Source organism: Desulfitobacterium nosdiversum (genome assembly GCF_049860565.1).
GTDB classification, from domain to species: Bacteria; Bacillota; Desulfitobacteriia; order Desulfitobacteriales; family Desulfitobacteriaceae; genus Desulfitobacterium_A; species Desulfitobacterium_A nosdiversum.
Genome location: NZ_CP172056.1, coordinates 1,793,863 through 1,817,224 on the forward strand (window position 1 = coordinate 1,793,863; position 23,362 = coordinate 1,817,224).

28 protein-coding genes are annotated in these 23,362 nt (G+C 44.0%); all 28 read left to right on the forward strand.

Annotated elements, in window-relative coordinates; translation table 11 throughout:
* Positions 1-7 precede the first annotated feature (7 nt).
* A complete protein-coding gene (gene mtnA / locus ACHOLT_RS08500) occupies positions 8-1,045 on the forward strand; it encodes an S-methyl-5-thioribose-1-phosphate isomerase (RefSeq protein WP_425807243.1) in 1,038 nt (345 codons plus the stop codon).
* A complete protein-coding gene (locus tag ACHOLT_RS08505) occupies positions 1,045-1,677 on the forward strand; it encodes a class II aldolase/adducin family protein (RefSeq protein ID WP_425807244.1) in 633 nt (210 codons plus the stop codon). Before mtnA ends, ACHOLT_RS08505 begins: the two co-directional genes overlap by 1 nt.
* A gap of 124 nt (positions 1,678-1,801) precedes the next feature.
* A complete protein-coding gene (locus ACHOLT_RS08510) occupies positions 1,802-3,103 on the forward strand; it encodes an amidohydrolase (protein ID WP_425807246.1) in 1,302 nt (433 codons plus the stop codon).
* Between the two features lie 224 nt (positions 3,104-3,327).
* Positions 3,328-4,134: a methyl-accepting chemotaxis protein gene (locus ACHOLT_RS08515; RefSeq protein ID WP_425807247.1), complete on the forward strand. Its 807-nt coding sequence runs from the start codon at positions 3,328-3,330 to the stop codon at positions 4,132-4,134.
* Positions 4,135-4,240: 106 nt separating this feature from the next.
* Complete coding sequence (locus ACHOLT_RS08520; RefSeq protein WP_425807249.1) at positions 4,241-4,663, forward strand: GNAT family N-acetyltransferase; 423 nt, start codon at positions 4,241-4,243, stop codon at positions 4,661-4,663.
* Positions 4,664-4,748: 85 nt separating this feature from the next.
* Positions 4,749-5,117 (forward strand): putative DNA-binding protein, encoded by a 369-nt coding sequence (locus ACHOLT_RS08525; protein ID WP_425807250.1) that lies wholly within the window; start codon positions 4,749-4,751, stop codon positions 5,115-5,117.
* Between the two features lie 16 nt (positions 5,118-5,133).
* Entirely contained in the window at positions 5,134-6,501 is a 1,368-nt protein-coding gene (ffh, locus tag ACHOLT_RS08530) for a signal recognition particle protein (protein WP_425807251.1), read from the forward strand.
* 122 nt (positions 6,502-6,623) lie between these two features.
* On the forward strand, positions 6,624-6,890 hold the full coding sequence (gene rpsP / locus ACHOLT_RS08535) for a 30S ribosomal protein S16 (protein ID WP_425807253.1): 267 nt from the start codon (positions 6,624-6,626) through the stop codon (positions 6,888-6,890).
* A gap of 24 nt (positions 6,891-6,914) precedes the next feature.
* Entirely contained in the window at positions 6,915-7,145 is a 231-nt protein-coding gene (locus ACHOLT_RS08540; RefSeq protein WP_425807254.1) for a KH domain-containing protein, read from the forward strand.
* 115 nt (positions 7,146-7,260) lie between these two features.
* Positions 7,261-7,770 (forward strand): ribosome maturation factor RimM, encoded by a 510-nt coding sequence (gene rimM / locus ACHOLT_RS08545; RefSeq protein WP_425807256.1) that lies wholly within the window; start codon positions 7,261-7,263, stop codon positions 7,768-7,770.
* Positions 7,767-8,561 (forward strand): tRNA (guanosine(37)-N1)-methyltransferase TrmD, encoded by a 795-nt coding sequence (gene trmD / locus ACHOLT_RS08550; RefSeq protein ID WP_425807258.1) that lies wholly within the window; start codon positions 7,767-7,769, stop codon positions 8,559-8,561. Before rimM ends, trmD begins: the two co-directional genes overlap by 4 nt.
* Before the next feature lies 1 nt (position 8,562).
* On the forward strand, positions 8,563-9,120 hold the full coding sequence (locus ACHOLT_RS08555) for an RNA methyltransferase (RefSeq protein WP_425807259.1): 558 nt from the start codon (positions 8,563-8,565) through the stop codon (positions 9,118-9,120).
* Between the two features lie 137 nt (positions 9,121-9,257).
* The gene (gene rplS, locus ACHOLT_RS08560) at positions 9,258-9,599 is read left to right on the forward strand and encodes a 50S ribosomal protein L19 (RefSeq protein WP_425807260.1); all 342 of its coding nucleotides are present in this window, start codon (positions 9,258-9,260) and stop codon (positions 9,597-9,599) included.
* A gap of 201 nt (positions 9,600-9,800) precedes the next feature.
* Positions 9,801-10,313: a signal peptidase I gene (lepB, locus tag ACHOLT_RS08565; protein WP_425807261.1), complete on the forward strand. Its 513-nt coding sequence runs from the start codon at positions 9,801-9,803 to the stop codon at positions 10,311-10,313.
* A 42-nt stretch (positions 10,314-10,355) separates the two neighbouring features.
* Positions 10,356-11,186 carry a ribosome biogenesis GTPase YlqF gene (ylqF, locus tag ACHOLT_RS08570; RefSeq protein WP_425807263.1) on the forward strand — a complete coding sequence of 277 codons (831 nt, stop codon included), beginning with the start codon at positions 10,356-10,358 and terminating at the stop codon, positions 11,184-11,186.
* Between the two features lie 106 nt (positions 11,187-11,292).
* Positions 11,293-12,075, forward strand: coding sequence for a ribonuclease HII (locus tag ACHOLT_RS08575; RefSeq protein ID WP_425807265.1), 783 nt, complete (start codon positions 11,293-11,295; stop codon positions 12,073-12,075).
* Between the two features lie 125 nt (positions 12,076-12,200).
* The gene (locus tag ACHOLT_RS08580) at positions 12,201-12,557 is read left to right on the forward strand and encodes an NADH-quinone oxidoreductase subunit A (protein ID WP_425807266.1); all 357 of its coding nucleotides are present in this window, start codon (positions 12,201-12,203) and stop codon (positions 12,555-12,557) included.
* Positions 12,548-13,069, forward strand: coding sequence for an NADH-quinone oxidoreductase subunit B (locus ACHOLT_RS08585; protein WP_425807268.1), 522 nt, complete (start codon positions 12,548-12,550; stop codon positions 13,067-13,069). The genes ACHOLT_RS08580 and ACHOLT_RS08585 overlap by 10 nt, the downstream gene beginning before the upstream one ends.
* A complete protein-coding gene (locus tag ACHOLT_RS08590; RefSeq protein ID WP_425807270.1) occupies positions 13,059-13,550 on the forward strand; it encodes an NADH-quinone oxidoreductase subunit C in 492 nt (163 codons plus the stop codon). The genes ACHOLT_RS08585 and ACHOLT_RS08590 overlap by 11 nt, the downstream gene beginning before the upstream one ends.
* Positions 13,551-13,561: 11 nt before the next feature.
* Positions 13,562-14,665: an NADH-quinone oxidoreductase subunit D gene (locus ACHOLT_RS08595; protein WP_425807272.1), complete on the forward strand. Its 1,104-nt coding sequence runs from the start codon at positions 13,562-13,564 to the stop codon at positions 14,663-14,665.
* A gap of 27 nt (positions 14,666-14,692) precedes the next feature.
* Positions 14,693-15,739 (forward strand): NADH-quinone oxidoreductase subunit NuoH, encoded by a 1,047-nt coding sequence (gene nuoH / locus ACHOLT_RS08600; RefSeq protein ID WP_425807959.1) that lies wholly within the window; start codon positions 14,693-14,695, stop codon positions 15,737-15,739.
* Between the two features lie 4 nt (positions 15,740-15,743).
* Positions 15,744-16,154, forward strand: a complete 411-nt coding sequence (locus ACHOLT_RS08605) for a NuoI/complex I 23 kDa subunit family protein (protein WP_425807274.1) — start codon at positions 15,744-15,746, stop codon at positions 16,152-16,154.
* On the forward strand, positions 16,151-16,660 hold the full coding sequence (locus ACHOLT_RS08610; protein ID WP_425807275.1) for an NADH-quinone oxidoreductase subunit J family protein: 510 nt from the start codon (positions 16,151-16,153) through the stop codon (positions 16,658-16,660). Before ACHOLT_RS08605 ends, ACHOLT_RS08610 begins: the two co-directional genes overlap by 4 nt.
* A complete protein-coding gene (gene nuoK, locus ACHOLT_RS08615; RefSeq protein WP_425807277.1) occupies positions 16,657-16,989 on the forward strand; it encodes an NADH-quinone oxidoreductase subunit NuoK in 333 nt (110 codons plus the stop codon). Before ACHOLT_RS08610 ends, nuoK begins: the two co-directional genes overlap by 4 nt.
* A gap of 21 nt (positions 16,990-17,010) precedes the next feature.
* Entirely contained in the window at positions 17,011-18,969 is a 1,959-nt protein-coding gene (gene nuoL / locus ACHOLT_RS08620; protein ID WP_425807279.1) for an NADH-quinone oxidoreductase subunit L, read from the forward strand.
* Positions 18,969-20,504 carry a complex I subunit 4 family protein gene (locus tag ACHOLT_RS08625; protein ID WP_425807280.1) on the forward strand — a complete coding sequence of 512 codons (1,536 nt, stop codon included), beginning with the start codon at positions 18,969-18,971 and terminating at the stop codon, positions 20,502-20,504. Before nuoL ends, ACHOLT_RS08625 begins: the two co-directional genes overlap by 1 nt.
* Positions 20,504-21,967, forward strand: coding sequence for an NADH-quinone oxidoreductase subunit N (locus ACHOLT_RS08630; RefSeq protein ID WP_425807283.1), 1,464 nt, complete (start codon positions 20,504-20,506; stop codon positions 21,965-21,967). Before ACHOLT_RS08625 ends, ACHOLT_RS08630 begins: the two co-directional genes overlap by 1 nt.
* 427 nt (positions 21,968-22,394) lie before the next feature.
* Entirely contained in the window at positions 22,395-23,294 is a 900-nt protein-coding gene (locus ACHOLT_RS08635; RefSeq protein WP_425807285.1) for an ABC transporter substrate-binding protein, read from the forward strand.
* Positions 23,295-23,362 lie beyond the last annotated feature (68 nt).

The window sequence follows — 23,362 nt, forward strand, 5'->3', positions numbered from 1 at the left end:
TAGGGATGTGAAGGCATTAGAATGGCTGGGTGATTCCCTGCGTATATTGGATCAGACAAAACTTCCGGTAACAATAGTCTATAGAGATGCTTCTTCGTACGAAGAGGTCGCCGACGCAATTGAAAAGATGCAAGTTCGAGGAGCACCTGCGATCGGAGCAGCTGCTGCTTATGGCTATGCTTTAGGCGCAATGAAATATGAGGGAATCCGTGCTGGGCTTCAGGACTATATGACTGAAGTTAAGGAACGCTTGGCTAAAACCCGTCCGACAGCCGTTAATTTATTTTGGGCTTTATGCCGGATGGAAGATCGCTTGCGTGAGTTATATGAAGTAGAAGATTTAAATGAAATTCAAAAGGCTTTAATTACTGAAGCGGAGAATATTGCGGAGGATGACCGAAAAGTCAACCATTTGATTGGTGAACAAGGAAATGCGATTGTACCTGAAGAAGCTAACATTCTTACGCATTGCAACGCCGGAGCACTCGCGACAGTTGAATTTGGAACCGCACTTGGAGTGATTCGTTCAGCTCATCGCGAGGGTAAGAAAATTCATGTTTATGCCGATGAGACCCGCCCGTTTTTGCAAGGTGCGCGGTTGACGACGTTTGAGTTAATGAAGGATAAGATTCCGGTTACGTTAATCGCAGACAATATGGCCGGTTTTTTGATGCAGCAAGATAAGATTGATCTGGTCATTGTGGGAGCAGACCGTATTGCGGCAAATGGGGATACAGCCAATAAGATTGGGACGTATTCCGTCGCCGTCCTGGCTCATGCCCATGGAATACCGTTCTATGTTGCTGCACCAACGTCAACCGTTGATCTAAAAGTGCCCACAGGGCAGGAAATTCCGATTGAAGAGCGAAATCCGATGGAGATGCGGGAAGTCTTCGGAGTACCGACGGCTCCGGCTGAAGTTCCCGTCTATAATCCGGCTTTTGATGTAACTCCGGCGAAATATATCACCGGCATCATTACGGAAAAGGGGATTATCACTCCTCCGTATTCCGTCAATCTCTTAAAAATGATGGTGCGTTCTTAATGTTAAAAACTAAAATTATTCAGATTGGCCGAGAGATCATTAATACGGGTCTGGTTGCGGGAACTTGGGGAAATATCTCCGCTTGGGATGATTCTAAGGATGGATTTTGGATTACCCCAAGCGCTATGGATTATCTTTCGCTCCAAGAAGAAGATCTTGTGTTGATGAACCTTCAGGGAGATATCCTTGAAGGAGCGCGTAAACCCTCTTCAGAGGAGCAGCTGCACCGAGTGATTTATAAAAGGCGCAAGGATATAAAGGGAATTGTTCATACGCATTCCATTTTCGCGACGGCCCACGCTGTTGCACGTGTTTCCCTCCCTGGATTGGTTGAGGATTTTGCGATGATCGTTGGAGAACGGGTAAATGTCGCCGATTATTATTTGGCTGGAACAGAAGAATTAGCAGAAGCTTCAGCACAGGCTTTGGAAAATAATAATGCCGTATTTCTTGCAAACCATGGTCTTGTCGGTGTGGGGCGGAGTGTTGAAGAGGCGCTTAAAGTTTGCCAGATCGTAGAAAAAAGTGCCCAAATCCATATTATGTCCCGCATGTTAGGAAATCCTTTTCCGTTAAGTGATGAAAGTTTAGATATTCTGAGGTCAAAGTATTTAACTCAGTATAGTCAATAGTAATAAGGATTAGAAATTAAGTCGGATTTTCAAGTGACTTTGAGTCATAAATACTAATATAGGTAAAGGAAATAACCTCCAGTGGCAGGAGGTTATTCTTAGTAAGGTTAGGAGTGAGTAGTGAATGTCAAAGACCTTAATCCGTGCGATGATTTTACCCATGACCGGTCCTGATGATTTTTTCCCTGAAGGAGAGATAGCGATCGAAGAGGATCGTATTGTCTCGGTTGGGCCTAAGGGCTCTGCTCCGGCAGATTTTGGATCGGAGCGAGTTATAGATCTTCCCGATGATGTTGTGATGCCCGGCTTGATCAATACGCATACCCATGCGGCGATGACCATGCTGAGAAGCTATGCGGATGACCTGCCCTTGATGCCTTGGCTGGAGGAAAAGGTTTGGCCGTTTGAAGCGAAATTGAGTGGTGAGGATATTTATTGGGGAACACTTCTTGCTTTAGCGGAAATGATTCAGTCAGGAACAACGACGATGCTCGACATGTATGCAGATATGGACCGCGTAGGAGATGCGGTGCTCGAAGCCGGAACGCGCGCAGTATTGTCCCGGGGAATGATCGGCAATGCACCGAACGGGGAGAAAGCATTCCAGGAATCTATCGAACTCGTTGAGCGTTATCACGGCGCGGGAGAAGGAAGAATTCAAGTTATGTTCGGACCGCATGCTCCCTATACCTGTTCTGGAGAATATATGCAGAGGGTTAAAAAAGAAGCGGATCGGCTGGGAGTAGGAATACATATTCATTTAGCTGAAACTCAGGACGAGATCAATATCATTAAGCAGCAAGTAGGTAAGACACCTGTTCAATGGCTTAAGGAACTTGGAATTTTCGGCGGACATGTTGTTGCTGCTCATTGTGTTCATTTAACTGAGGAAGATATGGATATTCTGGCGCAGAATAAGGTATGCGTCGCCCATAATCCGGAAAGCAATATGAAACTGAATAGCGGTACTGCCCCTGTACCGGAACTGCGTGCTAAAGGTGTGGTAGTCGGATTGGGGACAGATGGAGCTTCAAGTAACAATAATTTGGATCTCTTCGGCGAAATGCGCAGTGCAGCTTTACAGCAGAAGTTAAAAAAAGATTCAACAACGCTTCCGGCCTATGAGGTCTTAGAAATGGCTACAGTTGGTGGGGCGCAAACCTTAGGACTGAAAGATGTCGGTCAGCTCGTTCCTGGATATAAGGCAGATTTAATCAGTATTAACTTTGACCAGCCGCACTTTTATCCCCGCTTTTCCATACCGGCTCACTTGGTTTACGTCGCTCATGCCGGAGATGTACGCACGGTGATGGTTGACGGTAAGCTGATCATGGAAGAACGCAAGCTTTTGACGCTGGATGTTAAGAAAATTTGCCAAGAAGTTGAGACTCGGGCTAAGAGAATTGCTGCTGAATTTGCTGATTAACTTAGAACTAACTCAATACTCAAGCTGAAAAGCCGGAGCATTTTACTATGCTCTGGCTTTTGGGTTCCTTTTTGGATTATTCTTAATATTTTAGAAGGAAAAAGAAGGAATGTTGTGGAATATTAGATGTGGAATATTAGAATGGAAATGAATTATCTCAAAATCTCATACTGACCAAATGATGAATATTAATAATATAGGGTTAGGAAGGATGGCGGGGTTATTTGAAACTGGAAGCTTATGCAGAAATAGCCGAAGATCTTCAGGGCTTATTTAATGAAGAGGTTATGATCACCCTTTTTGATACCGAAAAGATTATAGCTTATTATCCCGGGCCGAATATGAATGCAAATCTTAAAGCGGGACAGCCCATACCCAAAGGATCCAATGGTGAGGTGGCGATACGTACAGGTAAGAGGGTGTTGCGCAGAATGTCCAAAGAGGCATTCGGTGTTCCCTATGTAGGTATTGCTCAACCTATCTTTGAGAATGGGAAAATTGTCGGTGCTATAGCTATTGCAGCGTCTACGGAACGATATGACATCTTGCTCAACGCTGGGCAGGAAATCCTTGCCACTGTCGAAGAAATCTCAGCATCATCTGAAAATCTTTCATCTGCTTCGGAAGAATTGGATATAACAGTAAAAAATATGAATTCTGAAACAGAAAGAGTAAATGTTGAAGTTAAACATACGAATTCAGTAACGGATAAGATTAAAAAAGTTTCTATGCAAATTAACATTCTTGGTTTAAATGCTGCAGTTGAAGCGGCTAGAGCAGGTGAAAACGGTCGCGGTTTTGCTGTAGTCGCAGATGAAGTAAGGAAACTGGCAGTAAATACAAAATCTTTAACAGCAGAAATTGAGGATGACCTGAAAAAAATACAAGAATCTGTAGGTGCTCTAGTTGAAGCGGTCAACCAATTGGGCACAGTTACTGATACTCAGGCTGCCGGCGCTTCGGAGCTGTCTCAAGCCATTGGCCGGATTGCCCAAATGGCGGAAGGTTTGGTCAAAATGGGACAAAATTAAAAATATATGTTAACGTTAAGAAGTCTCCATCTACACAGGTGGGGACTTTTAAATGATGTGAACAATAAAGCATTGAATTATCTATTAAGAATTAGGAGGAAATAAATTGAGTCTAAGAATCCTGCAGGATTGCACAAATATTGATTGGGAGCTTGTCAAAGAAACTTTAAAACGCGTAAATATGGGTTATTTTGATGCAGAAACGCATAAGAAAGCTTTCGAAAACAGCTATACCGTCATCTTTATCTTCGATGAGGACAAGCTTGTCGGGTTCGGCCGCGCACTTTCTGACGGCGCTTATCAAGCCGCTCTTTATGATATTGCCGTCATACCGGAGTATCAGGGTCAAGGGATAGGAAGCATGATCGTTGAAGGTCTGCTGGAACGTATCCCGAGCTGCAATGTTATTCTTTATGCTGCGGTTGGCAAAGAAAAATTTTATCAAAAGCTAAATTTCAGACGATTAAAAACAGGCATGGGTTTGTTCAAAAACTCTTTGCTCATGCAAAGCAAAGGATTTACCGAGTAAAATTTGCCTGTATGGTTGACAAACGCTTATGAATCAACTAAACTTACCGAGTAAAGCAAAATTCCTTTACAGGATGGTTTTTACGATGGAACGTCTTGCCGAGATGGCGTTATTTGCAGATTTTTATGGACCGCTTCTGACGGACAAGCAGCGGATGATCTGGGATCTTCATTACAATCAGGACTTGTCGCTGGTGGAAATTGCTGAAGCTGAAAAAATTAGCCGCCAGGCCGTTTATGATTTACTGAAGCGAACAGAAAAGATCTTACGTGATTATGAAGCGAAGCTTGGTTTAGTCCAACGATTTTTATCGGAACAAGAAAAGCTGATTAACGTTAAAGAGCAGCTGCAGGTCTTTTCTGAGGCGGATTTTGCCAATTCAAAGGCTTGGGAGCGTCATCAGTGGATTCGTAAGCAAATCAGTGACGTATTTAATGATATAGAATCCTCCTAGAAGGTGGGGAGACAATATGTTTCAAGGTTTAAGCGAAAAACTTCAAGAAACCTTTAAGCGCTTGCGGGGAAAAGGGAAGCTTACTGAAGACGACGTTAACGAAGCGATGCGCGAAGTGCGAATGGCTTTGCTCGAAGCAGACGTTAACTTTAAAGTTGTGAAAGACTTTGTAGCCAAAGTTAAGGAACGGGCTATTGGGTCTGAAGTTCTTGAATCCTTATCTCCGGGACAACAGGTCATTAAAATTGTAAATGAGGAAATGGTTGCTCTTATGGGCGGCGTTTCCAGTAAAATAAATATTTCCTCTAAACCGCCGACCGTTATTTTATTGGCCGGTCTGCAAGGGGCAGGTAAAACGACGCATGGTGCAAAACTTGCCAACATGCTTAAAAAGCAAGGAAAGCATCCACTGCTTGTGGCCTGCGATATTTACCGTCCCGCAGCCATTAAGCAGCTCCAGGTTTTAGGCGAGCAGATTAAAGTGCCGGTATTCTCCCTTGGCACGGAAAAACCCGTAAAAATCGCGCAGGAGAGTATTCGTCAGGCGAACAGTCAGGGGCAGGATGTTGTCATCATCGATACGGCGGGCCGTCTGCATATCAATGAAGAGCTTATGGGTGAACTTCGTGATATAAAATCGGCAGTTAAGCCTCAAGAAATTTTACTCGTTGTTGATGCTATGACTGGACAAGATGCCGTTAATGTTGCGGAAAGTTTCCATAGGGAATTGGGTATAGACGGAGTCATTCTGACCAAGCTCGATGGCGACACACGCGGAGGAGCCGCCCTTTCTGTCAAAGCGGTGACAGGCTGCCCGATTAAGTTCGCGGGCATCGGGGAAAAAATGGATGCAATTGAGCCCTTCTATCCTGAACGGATGGCTTCCCGGATTCTTGGTATGGGGGACGTTCTTACCCTCATTGAAAAAGCTCAGTCTGCCTTTGATGAAAAAAAGGCAAAGGAAATGGAGCAAAAACTGCGCAAGCAGGAATTTACGCTTGATGACTTTCTTGATCAAATGCAGCAGCTGAAAAAGATGGGGCCGCTGTCCTCAATTCTTGAAATGATTCCAGGTATGGGGAAACAACTTAAAGACGTGCAAATCAATGAAAAAGATATGGCTCACGTTGAGGCGATTATTCACTCCATGACTTCTGAGGAACGCCGCAAACCGGTGATTATCAAAGAATCGCGGAAAAAGCGGATCGCCAAGGGGAGCGGCACAAGTATCCAGGAAGTGGGCCGTTTACTCAAGCAGTTTGAGCAGATGCAGAAAATGATGAAGCAGCTGACCAATAATCCAGGCATGGGCATGCTTGGCGGCGGTAAAGGAAAAAAAGGCAAGAAGGGCAAAAAGCCCGGATTTAAATTTCCTTTCAGTTAATGTTTTGACGTAATGCTGATTTTCTCCCAGATCTCTTTCTCAGGAACGAGGAAGCTTAACTTCGGGAGTTTATAAGATTAGATATAACTTGCTTTAAGTACTCTATTGAGGAGGTGAATATCATGGCAACAAAAATTCGTCTGCGCCGTATGGGGGCTAAAAAGAATCCTTTTTACCGTTTAGTTGTGGCTGATTGTGATTCTCCGCGTGATGGCCGTTTTATCGAAGAAATCGGATATTATGATCCAACCAAGCAACCCGAGGTTCTGAAAATTGATGAAGAAAAAGTTCTTCAATGGCTGGCAACGGGTGCACAACCTTCAGATACTGCTAAATCTTTGCTTCGTAAAGTCGGTATAATGGCTAAATTCCACGAATCCAAAAAGTAAAGTGGATGGTTGGGGGTGGTTCCTGTGAAGGAACTCGTAGAAGTCCTCGCGAAAGCATTAGTGGATCGCCCTGATCAAGTTACTGTTGCCCAAGTTGATTCCGAGAAAACGGTTCATTTACAATTGACAGTAGCGCCGGAGGATATGGGCAAAGTCATTGGGAAACAGGGAAAAATCGCTAATGCCATTCGTACGATCGTAAAAGCAGCTGCAGTAAAAGATGGACGACGTGTCCATGTGGATATTGATCAATAACGTTAAGAAGGGCTTAGAGCCCTTTTTAACGTTATTGAAATACTAGGGGTTATCCATATAGGGGATCTATTGATCGTTCTGCATTTTCCTTTTGAGGAAAGGAGAGTCTTTCTGAATGAATGAGGTTTTAATCGGGGAAGTCATCAAGCCTCACGGTGTCCAAGGCGAATTTAAAGTATATCCGATAACAGAAAATCCGCAACGCTTTAAGAAACTGAAAAAGGTTATACTTGAACATAACGAAATGATACAAGCCTTTAATATTTTGAAAGCTCGCGTTCAGCCGGACGGAGTATATTTGACCTTGGAAGGCATAGCGACGCGTGAGGAAGCGGAAAAGCTGAGAGGCTTTAGTGTAAAGATTGACCGAGCTGATGTTCCTCCATTAAAGGAAGGCTGGTATTACTTTGAATTAGAAGGAATGCAGGTATTTGACGGCGAGGAATGTTTAGGTATTCTTACCCAGGTTTTAGAGACTGGAGCCAATGATGTTTATTTAGTCAAAGGGGAACGGGGAGAGATTTGTATTCCTGCGCTGAAAAGTGTCGTTAAAAAAGTCGATGTTCCTGGGCGGAGAATGGATGTTGAATTGCCTCCCGGTCTTTTGGAGGATGATTCAGAATGATCAAATTCACGGTCCTTACGTTATTCCCGGAAATGTTTGCGCCTGTCCGCGAAAGTATTCTCAAACGGGCGCAAGATCAGGACCTGATTCAGGTTGAATTGATCAATTTCCGCAATTATGCGTTGACTAAACATAAAAATGTGGATGATGTTCCTTATGGCGGAGGAGCAGGTATGGTTCTTAAACCCGAGCCTCTTTTCGCTGCCGTAAGGGATCTCCCCTCAGCTCATGGCAAGCGGCGGATTATCCTGCTTTCGCCGCAAGGTCAAGTTTTTAATCAGGAACTGGCAAAGAGCTGGAGCCAAGCGGATGAGCTTGTCTTCCTATGCGGTCATTATGAAGGGTTTGATGAACGAATTCGACCTCTTGCTGACGAAGAAGTTTCTTTGGGCGATTTTGTTTTAACAGGGGGAGAGTTGGCGGCGATGGTTATAATTGATGCAGTGGCCCGCCTTGTGCCCGGAGTGCTCGGAGAAACGGCTTCCTTTGAAGAGGATTCGCATAGTGCAGGATTGCTGGAGTATCCGCAGTACACAAGACCTCCGGAATTCGAAGGGATGAAAGTGCCTGAAGTCCTTTTATCCGGACATCATGCTCGAATTGAGTCTTGGCGGAGAAAAGAGTCCTTAAGACGGACGTTCTTAAAACGGCCTGATCTCATGGAGAAATTTAAGTTTGTTCCGGAAGATTATCAACTGCTGGAAGAACTCGCTCAAGAACATTCTGAGATTAGGAAATGGAGTGTACGTTGGGAACAGCTTAAGCCTAAGCCGAAACGGAGGAGGAAATAACATGGGCGACCTCTATATTGCCTTGATTCATGCTCCTGTTTATAACAAGAATATGGAGACGGTCGCGACTTCGATCACGAATCTTGATATTCATGATATTGCCCGGAGTTCAACGACATTTGGGGCGAAACGTTATTATATAGTTCATCCGGCTGAGGCTCAAAGAGCTTTAGCACAACGAATTATGGGATATTGGCAGGAAGGCTTTGGAGCCGAGTACAATCAAAATCGGCAGGAGGCTTTTACCCATGTCCGCCTAGCCGCGGATTTGGCGGAAGTAGAAGCTGAAATTGCTCGGGAACAGGGCCGCAGAGCCTTAAGAGTGGCGACAGATGCTCGTAAATATCCAAATACAATAACTTATTCGGCACTGAGACAGCGAATTGAAGAAAATGAAGACCCGATATTACTCTTGTTTGGAACAGGTTGGGGGTTGCTTCGAGAGGCCGTAGAAAGTTGCGACTTGATCTTGGACCCGGTGTATGGTCCGGGAGAATGGAATCATCTTTCGGTGCGTTCCGCCGCTGCAATTATTTTGGATCGGCTCAGGGGACATTAATCAAAGTTAAGGTTGCAGGTATAAAAGTCATATGTTAAAATATTTGTTGACGTATAATGGATGGTCCGCTCGCTGTTTAGACGTCGATTGAATCGGCTCAGTGATGAACATCTAAGCAAGGAAGGGGGGAATTTAAAATGGATTACATTCGTATGATCGAAGAAGAGCAAATGAAAACTGATCTTCCTACCTTCCGTCCCGGAGATACCGTACGTGTTCACGTAAAGGTTGTTGAAGGTACACGGGAACGTATTCAGGTTTTTGAAGGCCTAGTCATCAAAATGAAAGGTGGCGGACTTCGCGAAACCTTCACGGTACGTCGGGTAACTTATGGTGTTGGTGTGGAAAGGACTTTCCCGCTTCACTCGCCTCGAATTGACAAGATTGAGGTTACTCGTCACGGTATTGTGCGTCGCGCAAAATTGTATTATCTCCGTAAGCTTTCTGGTAAGGCTGCACGGATTCGCGACCGTCGTTAGTTAAAAAGGACTGGATTATTCCAGTCCTTTTTAATGCCCATTTTTGAATAAAACTCGGCACCATGAGTATATCGAGCTTATTTTTTATTAGAACTTATCTATTATTTTTTTTATATTTGTTTATATTAATTTACGCTGTATGCTCTGCAAATCCCTTGTCCATACTAAAGAAGAGTTTTGGAACGGGGAGGATCAGATTAAATGAAGCAAAAAATAAAATTGGGTTGGGTTGCCTGGACTTTGATCGGCGTTGTTTTAGTGGGGGTTCTTTTGCGTTTATTTATCCTTAAACCTTACCTAATACCATCCGCGTCAATGGAACCGGGAATCGTACCCGGCGACCGAATTTTAGTGAATCAGTTCCTGTACCGTTATTGGGCACCGTCACGTGGAGATGTTGTCGTATTTGCCTATCCTCGAGATCCCAATCGGACGTTTGTTAAACGCGTCATTGCCCTCGAAGGAGAAACGGTTGAACTGCGTGATAATCAAGTGTTTGTAAACGGTCAATTGATTAAAGAACCTTATTTGAAGCAAGGCGATTATCCTCCTTTTGGACCCGAAGCGATTCCTAAAGATAATATTTTTGTTTTAGGGGATAATCGGCCTCAAAGCGGGGATTCACGCGAATGGGGTCTGCTTCCTAAGAATTATCTGATTGGGAAGGCTTGGATGATTTATTACCCTTTGCAGCGTATAAAATTTCTTCAATGACCGATATAAGGATAGAAAATAAAAGAGAGTTGAGGCATTTTCATGAGTATTCAGTGGTTCCCAGGTCATATGGCAAAGGCGAAACGCTTACTTGCGGATCAATTGAAATGGGTAGATGTTGTCATCGAATTAGGAGATGCCCGTTTGCCGGAAAGCAGCCGTAATCCGCTTTTGCAAGAGCTGCTTGGGTCCAAGCCTAAAATGGTTTTATTAAACAAAGCGGATTTAGCAGACCCTCAATGGACCGAGCGGTGGCTGAAGGAATTGCGTAAAACAAACCCTGTTTTAGCGGTAAGTGCTGTTTCAGGCTTTGGGGTGGGAAAAATTGTTCCTGAGTTGGAACGAATAGTTGCAGGTAAAAATGACCGCCTGGCCGCAAAGGGAGTTCGCTCCAGAAGTATTCGCGCCATGGTTGTAGGAATTCCTAATATCGGAAAGTCGTCCCTAATCAATCAATTAATAGGAAGCGCGAAGGCAAAGACAGGGAATAAACCGGGTGTAACTCGCGGAAATCAATGGATTCGCATTCATGAAAAAGTTGAACTCTTAGATACACCAGGATTGCTTTGGCCAAAGTTTGACGATCCCGAGGTTGGGAAAAAACTTGCTGCTGCAGGAGCGATTCGTGATGAAGTTTTAAATCTCGAAGAACTGTCAGATTGGCTGCTCGGATGGCTTAAAAAGTATTATCCAACCACATTAAGCCGGTATACAAAAGAGGTTTCTACAGTGACCCTTGAAGAGATTGGCCGGAGCAGAGGCTGCTTAGTTAAAGGAGGCCATGTTGATCTTTTAAAGGCAGCTCAGATCTTTTTGCGGGAATTTCGATCTGGTGCTTTGGGAAAGGTGACGCTGGATCATCTTTTATTATAAGTACATTTAATTATTTAATATGAATGATTTATAGAGAGTACAGTATACTATAGAGGAAAAATACCGATTTTTAGCGAATGATTAATGATGAAAGAAGAGAAACTAATTGAAACCATTGTCTCAAATGAGTATTCGAGAGGTGGAAGATGTTTTTAATTCCGAACCCTCTGAAGAATTTCTTAAAATCTGTTCCCAGGATTCCCGTCGAGGAGTTCAGCGCTTAGTTGTGCGATATACTAAGCACTCTCAGGAACAAAAGGCCGAGTTTCAGAGGATCCAAGGCATGCTGACTGAAGAAAAAAATCTTTGGCAAAACGGCTTCCTTTATGTTGCCGGATTAGATGAAGTCGGCAGAGGTCCTTTGGCAGGCCCGGTAATGGCAGCGGCGTGTATTCTTCCGGCTCGGTTTGATCTTCCCGGTCTCAATGATTCTAAACAGTTGTCAGAGAGCAAACGGGAAAAGCTATTTGAGCAGATTAAAAATCAAGCCATAAGTTATGCTGTTGGAAGTGCGGAACCGGCTGAAATTGATGCACTCAATATTTTACAGGCCACGAAACTCGCTATGAAACGTGCTCTGGAAGATTTGAAAATTCGTCCTCATTTTTTATTGATTGATGCTATAGAACTACCGCAAATAAAAATTCCGCAAAAGGGAATTATTAGAGGAGATTCACTAAGTGCGAGCATAGCAGCTGCTTCAATTTTGGCTAAGGTAACCCGGGATCGCTGGATGACTGAACTCCATGATATTTATCCTCAATATGGATTTAATCGCAACAAAGGGTATGGAACAAAGGAACATATGAAAGCGCTTCAAGCCTATGGACCTTGTCCGCTTCATCGCCAGAGTTTTTCTCCGGTTGAACAAAATGCTTCCATTAGTTGATAATGGGCGAAAACTCTGAAAATTAGGAAATAATTCATCTCATTGACTCGTATTCGCTAATATGTCAAAATAAGCATGGCTTATTAAAAATATAAATAAATTAAATAATGAGGGGGGGTAGGAGGATGTCTGATAATTTTGCTGCAATTGGTATTTTTTTGATTGCGGCCATCGCACTCAATATGATTATGATGGCCCTGCCTAAACTGGTCGCTCCCAATAAACCGCATAAAGAAAAACTTACACCTTATGAATGTGGTAATGAAACAATCGGGAGAACCTGGTTAGGGTTCAAAAATAATTACTTCCTTTATGCTTTAGTTTTCACGGCCTTTGATGTCGAAACTGTATTCCTGTATCCCTGGGCATTAACGTTCCGTAAACTGGGAACCTTTGCCTTTGTCGAAATGTTTATCTTCATTATTATTCTGCTGGTAGGTTTCTGGTATGCATGGAAAGAGGGTGCTTTAGAGTGGATGTAGCAAAAGAGAAAGAGCTTCGTGAGGCCGAATTGATGGTCGAAAAGAATGTTTTGGTCACCAATATTGACAAGGCGCTGAATTGGGCTCGGGGGCATTCCTTCTGGCCGGTAACCTTCGGTTTGGCCTGTTGTGCTATTGAAATGATGGCAACTGGTGGACCTCGTTATGATATTTCTCGGTTTGGATATGAGGTTTTCCGTGCTTCACCGCGTCAGGCTGATCTGATGATTGTAGCTGGAACGTGTACGCGAAAAATGGCTCCGCTGCTTCGGCGGATTTATGACCAAATGCCGGAGCCAAAGTGGGTTATTGCCTATGGCAGCTGTGCGAATGCCGGCGGCCCGTTTGCTGATTCCTATGCTATGATAACTGGAGTGGACAAGGTCGTACCGGTTGATGTCTATATTCCGGGTTGCCCTCCACGGCCGGAATCCTTAATCTATGGGTTGCTTCAACTCCAACAAAAGGTTAACAACCCAGCTAAGGTGAGGTTAATGAAGCATGGAAAATAAAGAATTATTGAGAAAACATGTCGAAGAATTAACTGCCCGCGTTGACGGTCAAGTCGAAGAAATCTTAGGAACTTTGGTCTTGACGGTTAAGGCTTCCTATATTACGGAAACCTTGACAGCAGCTAAAAACTTCGAAGAAACGCCTTGTGATTTTCTCCACGACTTAGGCGGTGTGGATAGAGAAGACCACCTTGAAGTGGTTTATCAGTTAACAAGCTGGCGCGGCCCTCAGAAATTAAGAGTTAAGGCCATTGTTGACCGTGATACTCCAGTTATTGAATCCGTAACACGGATCTGGAAAGGTGCAAATTTCTTGGAACGTGAAGCCTATGATATGTTTGGAATCCAATTCAACGGACATCCAAACTTAAAACGGATCTATTTGTGGGATGATTTTGAAGGGTTCCCGTTAAGAAAAGATTATGTAACGGAACCTGCAGAAGTACGAAATATCATGCGTGTGCGCAGGGAAGACGAGTAGGGGGTTAAACCATGTCACTAGAAAGTACTGAAGAACTTATTCTTAACATGGGCCCCCAACACCCGAGTATGCACGGTGTGTTTCGTATGGTGGTTCATTTAGAAGGCGAAGTTGTAACTAAAATCATTCCCAAGGTGGGTTATTTGCATCGCGGAATTGAAAAGTTAGCAGAAAGCCGGACTTATCAACAATTTATTCCTTATACCGATCGCTTGGATTATCTTGCTTCTCCGCATAATAACTTGGCTTACGTCCAGACCGTCGAGAAATTAATGCAGCTCGAAATTCCTGAACGGGCAGAGTACCTGCGCGTTATCTATGCGGAATTGGCTCGGATAGCGAGCCATCTTGTATTCATTGCCAGTGCGGCACTCGATATTGCCGGGTGGACCGCTTGGGGCTATGCATTCCGTGATCGGGAAAGAATCCTTGACCTTTTCGAGATGACAGCCGGAAGCCGCTTAACGGTGAACATCATGCGGATCGGCGGCGTAAGCTCCGAACCTCCCGCTGAGTTCTGGCCTGCTTTGAAATCCTTCCTTGATGACCTCCCGGAAATGCTTGAAGAGTATTATGGCATTTATTTGGGAAATGAAATCGCTATGGGACGGATGAAGAATATTGGTATTCTTTCCAAAGAATTAGCAGAAAATCTCTGCATGACCGGTCCGGTTATTCGTGCATCCGGTGTGGATTATGATGTGCGGAAAGCCGAGCCTTATGGAATTTATGATCGCTTTGATTTCGATGTTCCCGTTCTTTATGGCTGCGATTCCTATGATCGGAATATGATTCGCCTCGAGGAAATCAAAGAAAGCGCGAAAATCATCCGTCAAGCGATACGGGATATTCCTGAAGGCCCTGTAATGGCGAAGGTTCCGAAACTCATTAAACCACCTGCGGGAGAAGCTTATCATCGCGTTGAGAATCCTAAAGGTGAATTGGGATTTTATATTGTAAGTGATGGTACGCCAAAACCTTATCGTGTAAGAATCCGTACGGGTACCTTTATTAATCTTCAATCTTTAAATGAAATAGCCGTCGGTACTAAGATTCAGGACGTTGTTGCTATTTTTGCAACCTTAGATGCCGTGCTCGGTGAAGTTGATAAGTAGGAAAACTCTCAATGAGGGGAGAATATGATGGAAGCTTTAAATCATTTGCCTCTAACTATAGCGGCTGCCATCCGTGGTTTATTTGCAGATCCCCAATCCATTTGGGCAGACTTAACCATGACAATTGTCGGTGTTATTGCTGTAATTATTGTAGTTGTACTTGCAGCGTTGATCCTTATTCTGCTTGAACGGAAAGTTGCTGGATGGACCTCGCAAAGACCGGGACCCAATCGCTTGGGCCCCAGAGGATGGTTTCAAACTATTGCTGATGCGTTAAAGTTAATTGGTAAGGAAGATGTAACCCCTGCAGGTGCGGACCGGTTCATTTTTAAAGTAGCACCTATGATAGCGTTTGGACTTCCTATAATGACGCTGGCAGTTATTCCTTACGGTTATAAAATGGCTCCGGTTGATCTTGATCTCGGTGTTATCTATTTCTTAGCGATTTCCGCTGTATCTACGCTTGCCTTATTGATGGCGGGCTGGGGTTCAAACAGCAAGTATTCCTTGCTCGGTGCAATGCGGGCTGTTGCTCAAATGATCAGTTATGAAATTCCTCTCATTTTTTCATTGCTAGGGGTTGTCATGATAACCCAATCCTTTAATCTCAGCACAATTGTTGAGTCTCAAAGTAAGATTCCATTTATTGTTCTGCAACCGATTGCTTTTGTGATCTATGTGATTGCGAGCATTGCTGAAGTAAACCGTGCGCCGTTTGACCTTGTGGAAGCGGACCAAGAAATTGTTGCCGGCCCGATGACTGAATATACCGGCTTGCGTTGGGGACTATTCTTCCTGGGTGAGTATGGTAATATGACTGCAGTTTGCGCAATGGCGGCAACCATGTTTTTAGGCGGATGGCAAGGACCTTTCTTCCTGCCTGGCTGGATTTGGTTCTGGCTGAAAACAGGAGTCCTCATTTTCTTCATGATGTGGGTTCGTTGGACATTCCCACGGATGCGGATCGACCACTTAATGCATTTCGCATGGAAGGTTTTGTTACCGCTCTCGCTTCTCAACATCGTACTTACGGGCATGGGAATCTACATTTACCAGCTCGTGATTGGAGGGTGATAGAGTGTTTGGTAAAGGTCTTTTTAAGGGTCTAGGCATCACTTTTAAAAGGATGGTTGGGCCTAACATTACAGAATTTTATCCGGAAGAAAAACCGAATTTGCCGCCAACGGTTCGAAGCTCGATGGGTCTTGATCCGGAAAAATGTATTTCTTGTTCAATGTGTGCGAATGCATGCCCGAATAAAGTAATTACCCTTACGAGTGAAAAGGATGAGGGAACCAAGAAAAAGGTTCTGAAATCCTATGAAATGAACTTAGGCCGCTGCATGTTCTGCGGTTTATGTACAGAAGCTTGCCCGACGAAGGCATTAACGGTAACACAAGAATTTGAAAACGCCATTTATTATCCTGAGGAATTAAAATGGGATATGATTGAGCGTTCAAAGAGAAACCGGAAGGAGGGCGACGCATGAGTACTATGGCGACGATTGTATTCTTTATATTCGCCATTATCGCAGTGGCGTCTGCTTGGGGAGTCGTGACCTCCAAGAATATCGTTCACAGCGCCCTGTTTTTGGCATTATCTTTCACCGGGGTGGCGGTACTCTATATTCTCTTGAATGCAGAATTTATCGCTGCAGCCCAAATTTTGGTGTATACCGGGGCGATTTCAATCATGGTTATTTTTGCTGTGATGCTGACTGTACGCGGTGATGTGCAAGAAAGCAATACAGAAACCAATAAATGGCTGTGGGGAACGGGAGTCGCAGGCATACTCTTTGTATTGATTGCTTTGGTAATCCTGACCAACGAAAATTGGCGCGTTTTGCCTATGCCTACGGATACAGGGGGAACAGTTGAGCTTGCGAACTTGCTTTTACAATGGTATATGGTCCCGTTTGAGGCAGCAGCACTCCTGTTAACCATTGCTTTAATTGGTGCAGTGATCCTCGCGAAAGGAGTGAAAGAAGGCAAATGAGCATTAGTGTAGGTCTTTCAACGTATCTCCTGGTGGGAGCGATGCTGTTTTGTTTAGGCTTATATGGTGTATTTTCGAAGCGAAATATTATTGCGGTTTTGATGTCTATTGAATTGATGCTCAATGCAGTAAATATTAACTTCGTTGCATTCAGCCGTTTTGCCCCTTGGGCAAATTCCGCGATAAACCCCTTGATCGGTCAAGTTGCTGCATTGTTTATCATTGTAGTTGCTGCAGCTGAAATTGCGGTTGGCCTTGCACTTGTGATTACGATTTTCCGTAATCGCCAGACCACGAATGTTGACGAATTCAATTGGCTGAAGTGGTAAGAGAGTCTATGGAGAAGGTAGGTGTTTACGGAAATGCATAATCTTTATCAATGGGCATGGCTCATCCCATTCTTGCCCTTCCTTTCGTTTCTCATCATTGCCTTTATCACAAAGCGCTCCAAAAGACTATCTGCCACTATTTCGATTTTGGCGATTCTCACTTCTTTAGGATTAGCGATCGGTATAGGCATAGGTGTGATATCGTCAGGGGCAGAAATAGTAGAGCATCCGGTCTTGAGTACTGTGAATTGGCTGAATATCGGCGGACTTAAAATTGATTTCGGAACGTTAATTGATCCGATGAGTGCGATGATGCTTTTTGTAGTCACACTCGTGGCCTCGATGGTTCAAATTTATTCGCTTGGCTATATGCATGGGGATAAAGGTTTTTCCCGTTACTATTCATATCAATCCTTGTTTGCAGCCTCCATGTTAGGGTTAGTTTTAGCAACAAACCTTCTGGAATTATTTGTTTTCTGGGAACTGGTAGGACTTTGCTCCTATCTCTTAATCGGCTTTTGGTACTTTAAAGTGTCCGCGCGCGAGGCTGCTAAAAAAGCTTTTATTACAACACGTGTCGGGGACTTCGGACTCCTTTTGGGAATCCTGTTTCTTTACAATAAGTTCGGTACCTTAAACTTTTATGGCGATGGGTCTTTGTCAGCCCAAATGGCGACAAACTTCCAAGACTTTGCCTTAATCGGGGGTTTAAGTTATCTTACAGTCATGGCTTTCTTAGTGTTCATTGGCCCGATCGGAAAATCCGGTCAATTCCCGCTCCATGTTTGGCTGCCTGATGCCATGGAAGGTCCTACGCCGGTCAGCGCCTTGATCCATGCTGCAACGATGGTTGTTGCCGGGGTTTACTTGGTTGCCCGGATGTACTTCCTCTTTAATCATGCTTCTCCGGTTGCCCTGCAATTTATTGCGGGATTGGGCGCCTTTACGGCGATATTTGCGGCGTCCATCGCGATAGCTCAGGATGATATCAAGCGCATCCTCGCTTATTCGACCTTGAGCCAATTGGGTTACATGATGTTCGCCTTGGGAGTCGGTGCTTTGACAGCCTCGATGTTCCACCTCATGACCCATGCTTTCTTCAAAGCATTGATGTTCTTGGGAGCAGGTTCTGTCATTCATGCCCTTCATGAAAAACAAAACATTTGGGATATGGGCGGTTTGTATAAGAAGATGCCGATTACGGCGATCACCTTTGGTATTGGTGTTTTAGCCATTGCAGGTGTACCTCCCTTTGCCGGCTTCTTCTCGAAGGATGAAATTCTTGCAGCGGCCTTAAATAATGGACATCCTATTATTTATGCCGTCGGTTTGTTTACAGCCTTCCTCACAGCATTTTATATGAGCAGACTTTATTTTGTCGCCTTCTTGGGAGATGAGAAGCCTGAAAATCATCCTCATGAATCTCCTAAGACCATGACAGTCCCCCTTATGATTCTTGCATTCTTTAGTGTAATCGGCGGATGGGCGGCTCTTCCCGAGCATAACTTTGCCTTCTTTGTTCACTACGGTGAGTTTGAAGCAGAAGCGATGAACTGGGGATTAGCTGCAATTTCAGTAGTAGCAGGTCTCCTAGGAATCGGGCTGGCCTATACGATCTACCTTAAGAAATCGATCAAGGCTGAAGATATCGTTGCTCGTTTCCCAGGTGTCTATAAGCTTCTGAAGAATAAGTACTATATTGATGAAATCTATCTCTGGTTTATCCACAGAGTCATGGATGGAATCATCGCCAGGGTTCTTTACTGGTTTGATCTTTATATCATCGATGGAATTATCAATGGCATTGCCCTGTTTGTCCGTGGCTCAGCAAGCGGTTTACGCCGGACATCAACAGGTCAGTTGCAAACCTACGCTTTGGTGTTTTTCTTTGCTGTAGTCGTATTTTATCTCGTCCTAGCGATGGGAGAGGGTCAACTTGCGGCACTTAACCCCTTAGCGATGCTAGGAGGTGTGAAATAATGGCAGGATCTTTCATTCTTCCTATGACTCTGCTTGCGCCTGTTCTTGCGGCCTTAATGATCGTTTTTCTACCGAAAGAAGAAGGAAAGACGATTAAAATTGTTGCAGCACTGGGTACCTTTGTTTCATTAGCATTATCGGTGTATGTTTTCTTTGCCTATAATCGCACAGGCGGCGGCATGCAGTTTACGCTGAGTATTCCTTGGGTTCAAGATATTGGAGTAACGTTGGCTCTCGGGGTAGATGGAATCAGTATTCCAATGCTCCTCTTGACCAACTTGATCGGATTTACTTCCATCTACGCTTCTTGGAATATCGATAAGCGTGTTAAAGAGTTTTTTGTTCTCCTCTTAATCCTGATAACCGGGGTTATGGGAACATTCATTGCGCGTGACCTGTTTATCTTCTTCCTCTTCTACGAAATCGTGGTTATCCCGATTTATATTATGGTTATTATCTGGGGTTCTACGAAACGCGTCAGTAAAGAGTATGCAGGTATGAAACTCACGATCTATCTCTTGATCGGTTCTGCTTTCCTGCTGGTTGGAATGGTTGCTCTTTATCTTAATGCCGCCGGTCAGCTGGCAGCTCAAGGACAGGGCCCGACCTTTATGTTTGACCAGCTTGCGAAGCTTAAATACGATCAGTCCTTCCAGATTGTCGTCTTTGGTCTGTTGACCTTTGGATTTGGTTCCCTAATTTCCATGTTCCCCTTCCATTCCTGGTCTCCAGATGGATATGCGGGTGCACCGACTGCAGTCAGTATGATTCACGCCGGTGTCCTGAAGAAAATCGGGGGTTATGGATTAATCCGTTTAGGAGTTATGGTGCTTCCCTTAGGTGCCAAGTTCTGGGCCCCTGTAATTGCTGTATTGGCGATCATCAATATCCTTTATGCCGGGTTTATTGCCTTGGCTCAAAAAGACCTCAAGTATGTTGTCGGATATTCCTCCGTCAGCCACATGGGGAACGTTTTACTGGCTATAGCCGCTTTGAACGTGACAAGTATAAACGGTGCGGTGGCGATGATGTTTGCACATGGAGTTATGGCAGCACTCTTCTTCTCCATGATTGGCTTCATCTATGAAAAATCGCACACTCGGAATATTGCCGACCTCGGTGGACTTGCCCATCAAATGCCGCGTTTGGCTACAGGCTTCATGATAGCTGGCTTGGCTGGTCTTGGTCTTCCTGGAACGGTGAACTTCATTGCAGAGTTTACCATCTTTACAGGCGCATCAAGAGTTATGCCGGCTCTGGCAATTTTCGGGGTTGCCGGGATTATTATAACAGCGGTTTATACGTTACGGGTTATTGCCAATGTCCTTTTCGGACCTCGCCGTTCGGAGTGGGATCATCTTAAAGATTTGCGTGGACCGGAACTTGTTCCGCTCGTTATCTTAGTCTTTGTCATTTTTGTGACGGGTATGTTCCCGAATCTTGTCATGCAGCTCATCGATACTGGGGTTAATTCCTCAGGTATAGCTAAGGTGCTTGAAACAGTGGGTCAGGCGAAGATTGGAGGGTTGTTCTAATGGCTAGTTTCAATTTCGCTTTACTCACCCCTGAAATCGTGATGGCGGTTCTCAGTCTTGGCTTGTTAGTCATCGGCCTTCTGATCCCGCCGGGTGATCGAAAAGGGATGTTCCCATTAACGATCTTCGCTTTATTGGGAACCTTGGCTTACACGTTTTATGATTTCTTTTATGTCCAACGGGCTGCTTTCCTTCAAGGAATGTATATGCATGATCAATTTGCAGTCTATTTTAAAATTCTTTTCTTAATTGCCGCTCTGCTCGTTGTTGCATCCTCTAAGGGATATGTCCAGAAGTTTCCGGCTCATCGGGGTGAATTCTATCCCTTAGTTCTTGGAGCTACGTTAGGTATGATGATTATGGCTGGGGCCAGTGATTTAATCACTATGTATATCGGCCTTGAGCTCATGACCATTACGTTCTATATCCTCGTTGCCTATCGGACGAATGACGGCAAATCGTCTGAGGCTGGAATAAAATATTTAGTCCTCGGCGCCGCCTCCTCGGCGATTCTGCTGTATGGTATCAGTATTATTTATGGTTTAACAGGATCAACTCAGATGTTTATGATTGCTCAAGCCCTAGGTACGGATCTTTCACCGGCAACGATTCTGGCGACTGTATTCCTTCTAGCAGGTTTTGGCTTCAAAATCTCCTTGATTCCGTTTCATCTCTGGGCACCGGATATCTATGAAGGAGCTCCGACACCTGTTACCGCTTTTCTTGCAGTAGCGTCTAAAGCCGCTGGATTTGCCGCTTTGATTCGGTTCTATCTCCTCATGATGTACAGCCAAACGTTTTCGCAAGCAGGGCAGAGTTTGCTGCTCGTTCTTGCGGCACTCACCATGATTGTGGGTAACCTTGTAGCGATTCCGCAAAAGAATATTAAAAGGATGTTAGCTTATTCCAGTATCGCTCAAGCAGGCTATATGCTGATCGGTGTAATTGCGGTATCTGTTCCGGCAGTTTCGACCTTCATTGGCGGAATTAAAGCAGTGCTCTTCTACGCGATGATTTATGTTTTCGCTAACATGGGAGCCTTTGCAGTTGCCATTCATGTTGGACAGGCGCAAGGCAGCGATGAGATCAAAGATTTTGCAGGATTAGCAAAACGTTCGCCTTTAGCAGCGGCTGTGATGACGGCTTCAGTTCTTTCACTTGCTGGGATTCCTCCTTTAGCTGGGTTTGTCGGTAAATTCTATCTCTTCTCAGCGGTAATGGATCAAGGGTATGTTTGGATTGCATACGTTGGTTTCGTTATGAGCATGGTCTCCGTTTATTACTATCTCTCGGTTGTCAAAGTGATGTACCTGACAGATGGAGAAGGACTTCCGGATGTGCCTGTTCATGGCGCGGCTAAGTTTACGATGGTATTCACCTTTGTCGCAACCTTTGCCTTAGGTATTTACCCGACGCCGCTAGCCCAAATGGCAATTGCGGCTGCATCAAGTTTAGTTAAGTAAATTTTAAAATATTATGCGAAGGAGCATCGCTTACTACATTAAAATGTAGTAAGCGATGCTCCTTCGCTTTATTCGGTAAACATATTAGAGCTGTTTTTCATAACTGCATGTTCTTGAGGACTGCAGTTTTTAATTTAAATTTAAGTCTATTAATAAAGTAAAATTTTATAAAATATAGATTTAAATTAGGTATTGAGAAAAATTTTATTAACAATAAATGATTTAATAATAAATCAGGATAAAGAATGCTATAATTAAATCGGATTTATATATTACAAGAATATTCTATAAGATTAAAAAGAGGGAAGAAAAGATGAAAAGTATATTCAAAAGATCCGCTAGTATAATATTTCTTATTGTTCTTGTAATAACTATCGCACTATTTTTCTCAATAAACCCGTTTTCACAAACAAAAGCAAACGAACCTATGAAAAAAATTGGTGTTCTCATGTCTTCAGATTTTCGATTGCCCAAGGTGGAGGGAGTTAAAAAAGGACTGGCAGAGTATCACCTTATCGAGGGAAAGAATGCTGCATATATTATAAAAAATGCCAATGAAAAAAGTGAACTTTTAGAAGAACTCGCTAAGCAACTTGTCTCTGAAGGTCCTGACGTCATCTTTGTTACAGGAGAGTCGGAGGCTTTAGCTGCACAAAAAGCTACACTATCGGTACATATTCCAATTGTCTTTGTGGGGGTAGGCTCAGCCAAGGAGATGGGACTTGTTGAAAGCTATAATTCCCCAGGGAAAAATATCACTGGGGTTGAAAACTATTACCTCATTTTATCGGGTAAGCGTTTAGAGTTTTTTAAAAGGCTCCTTCCTGCGGTAAAAAATATTGCAATTGTCTATGACCCAAGAGTTACACCTGCCAAACCCACGCTTTCTTATCTCCAAGGAATTTCGAATAAATTAGAACTCTCGATTCAAGCTTTTCCTGTTACAAGCCGAGAGGAAACACTTCAGGTAATCCATGGCCTGGACCCAAAGCAGGTAGATGGTGTCATGTTTCTTTGCAGTCAATTACTCGAATCGGTTACTCAGGAGGCAAACGTAATTGCACTTGACAAGCATTTACCGATAATGGGTGTAAGTGAAGAACAGACCAAGAAGGGGCTTTTGGCATCCTATGGAATGCCTTATTTTGATCAAGGTCTGCAAGCGTCTCGATTGATCGCTAAAGTTCTCCAAGGTGAAGATCCTTCGACCATCCCCGTAGAGTCACCGTCAAAGGTAGAGTTTATTGTCAATATTTCAACGGCTAAGAAATTGCAATTAAACCTTGATCCGGCCGGTTTAACGTGTGTAACGAAGTTCTTGGAATAGCACTGATGAAAGGATTTTAAAGGCTTTGAATAAACTTGCTCGGTTTAAGACGCTTAAAGTACGCATCT

Coding starts and splice junctions, on each gene's coding strand:
- ACHOLT_RS08610 (WP_425807275.1), top strand. CDS start 16,151: ATGAGTACTATGGCGACGATTGTATTCTTTATATTCGCCATTATCGCA.
- nuoK (WP_425807277.1), top strand. CDS start 16,657: ATGAGCATTAGTGTAGGTCTTTCAACGTATCTCCTGGTGGGAGCGATG.
- ACHOLT_RS08590 (WP_425807270.1), top strand. CDS start 13,059: ATGGAAAATAAAGAATTATTGAGAAAACATGTCGAAGAATTAACTGCC.
- nuoH (WP_425807959.1), top strand. CDS start 14,693: ATGGAAGCTTTAAATCATTTGCCTCTAACTATAGCGGCTGCCATCCGT.
- rimM (WP_425807256.1), top strand. CDS start 7,261: ATGAATGAGGTTTTAATCGGGGAAGTCATCAAGCCTCACGGTGTCCAA.
- ACHOLT_RS08595 (WP_425807272.1), top strand. CDS start 13,562: ATGTCACTAGAAAGTACTGAAGAACTTATTCTTAACATGGGCCCCCAA.
- ACHOLT_RS08625 (WP_425807280.1), top strand. CDS start 18,969: ATGGCAGGATCTTTCATTCTTCCTATGACTCTGCTTGCGCCTGTTCTT.
- ylqF (WP_425807263.1), top strand. CDS start 10,356: ATGAGTATTCAGTGGTTCCCAGGTCATATGGCAAAGGCGAAACGCTTA.
- ACHOLT_RS08635 (WP_425807285.1), top strand. CDS start 22,395: ATGAAAAAAATTGGTGTTCTCATGTCTTCAGATTTTCGATTGCCCAAG.
- ACHOLT_RS08630 (WP_425807283.1), top strand. CDS start 20,504: ATGGCTAGTTTCAATTTCGCTTTACTCACCCCTGAAATCGTGATGGCG.
- ACHOLT_RS08555 (WP_425807259.1), top strand. CDS start 8,563: ATGGGCGACCTCTATATTGCCTTGATTCATGCTCCTGTTTATAACAAG.
- trmD (WP_425807258.1), top strand. CDS start 7,767: ATGATCAAATTCACGGTCCTTACGTTATTCCCGGAAATGTTTGCGCCT.
- ACHOLT_RS08505 (WP_425807244.1), top strand. CDS start 1,045: ATGTTAAAAACTAAAATTATTCAGATTGGCCGAGAGATCATTAATACG.
- ACHOLT_RS08510 (WP_425807246.1), top strand. CDS start 1,802: ATGTCAAAGACCTTAATCCGTGCGATGATTTTACCCATGACCGGTCCT.
- ffh (WP_425807251.1), top strand. CDS start 5,134: ATGTTTCAAGGTTTAAGCGAAAAACTTCAAGAAACCTTTAAGCGCTTG.
- ACHOLT_RS08525 (WP_425807250.1), top strand. CDS start 4,749: ATGGAACGTCTTGCCGAGATGGCGTTATTTGCAGATTTTTATGGACCG.
- lepB (WP_425807261.1), top strand. CDS start 9,801: ATGAAGCAAAAAATAAAATTGGGTTGGGTTGCCTGGACTTTGATCGGC.
- rpsP (WP_425807253.1), top strand. CDS start 6,624: ATGGCAACAAAAATTCGTCTGCGCCGTATGGGGGCTAAAAAGAATCCT.
- ACHOLT_RS08580 (WP_425807266.1), top strand. CDS start 12,201: ATGTCTGATAATTTTGCTGCAATTGGTATTTTTTTGATTGCGGCCATC.
- rplS (WP_425807260.1), top strand. CDS start 9,258: ATGGATTACATTCGTATGATCGAAGAAGAGCAAATGAAAACTGATCTT.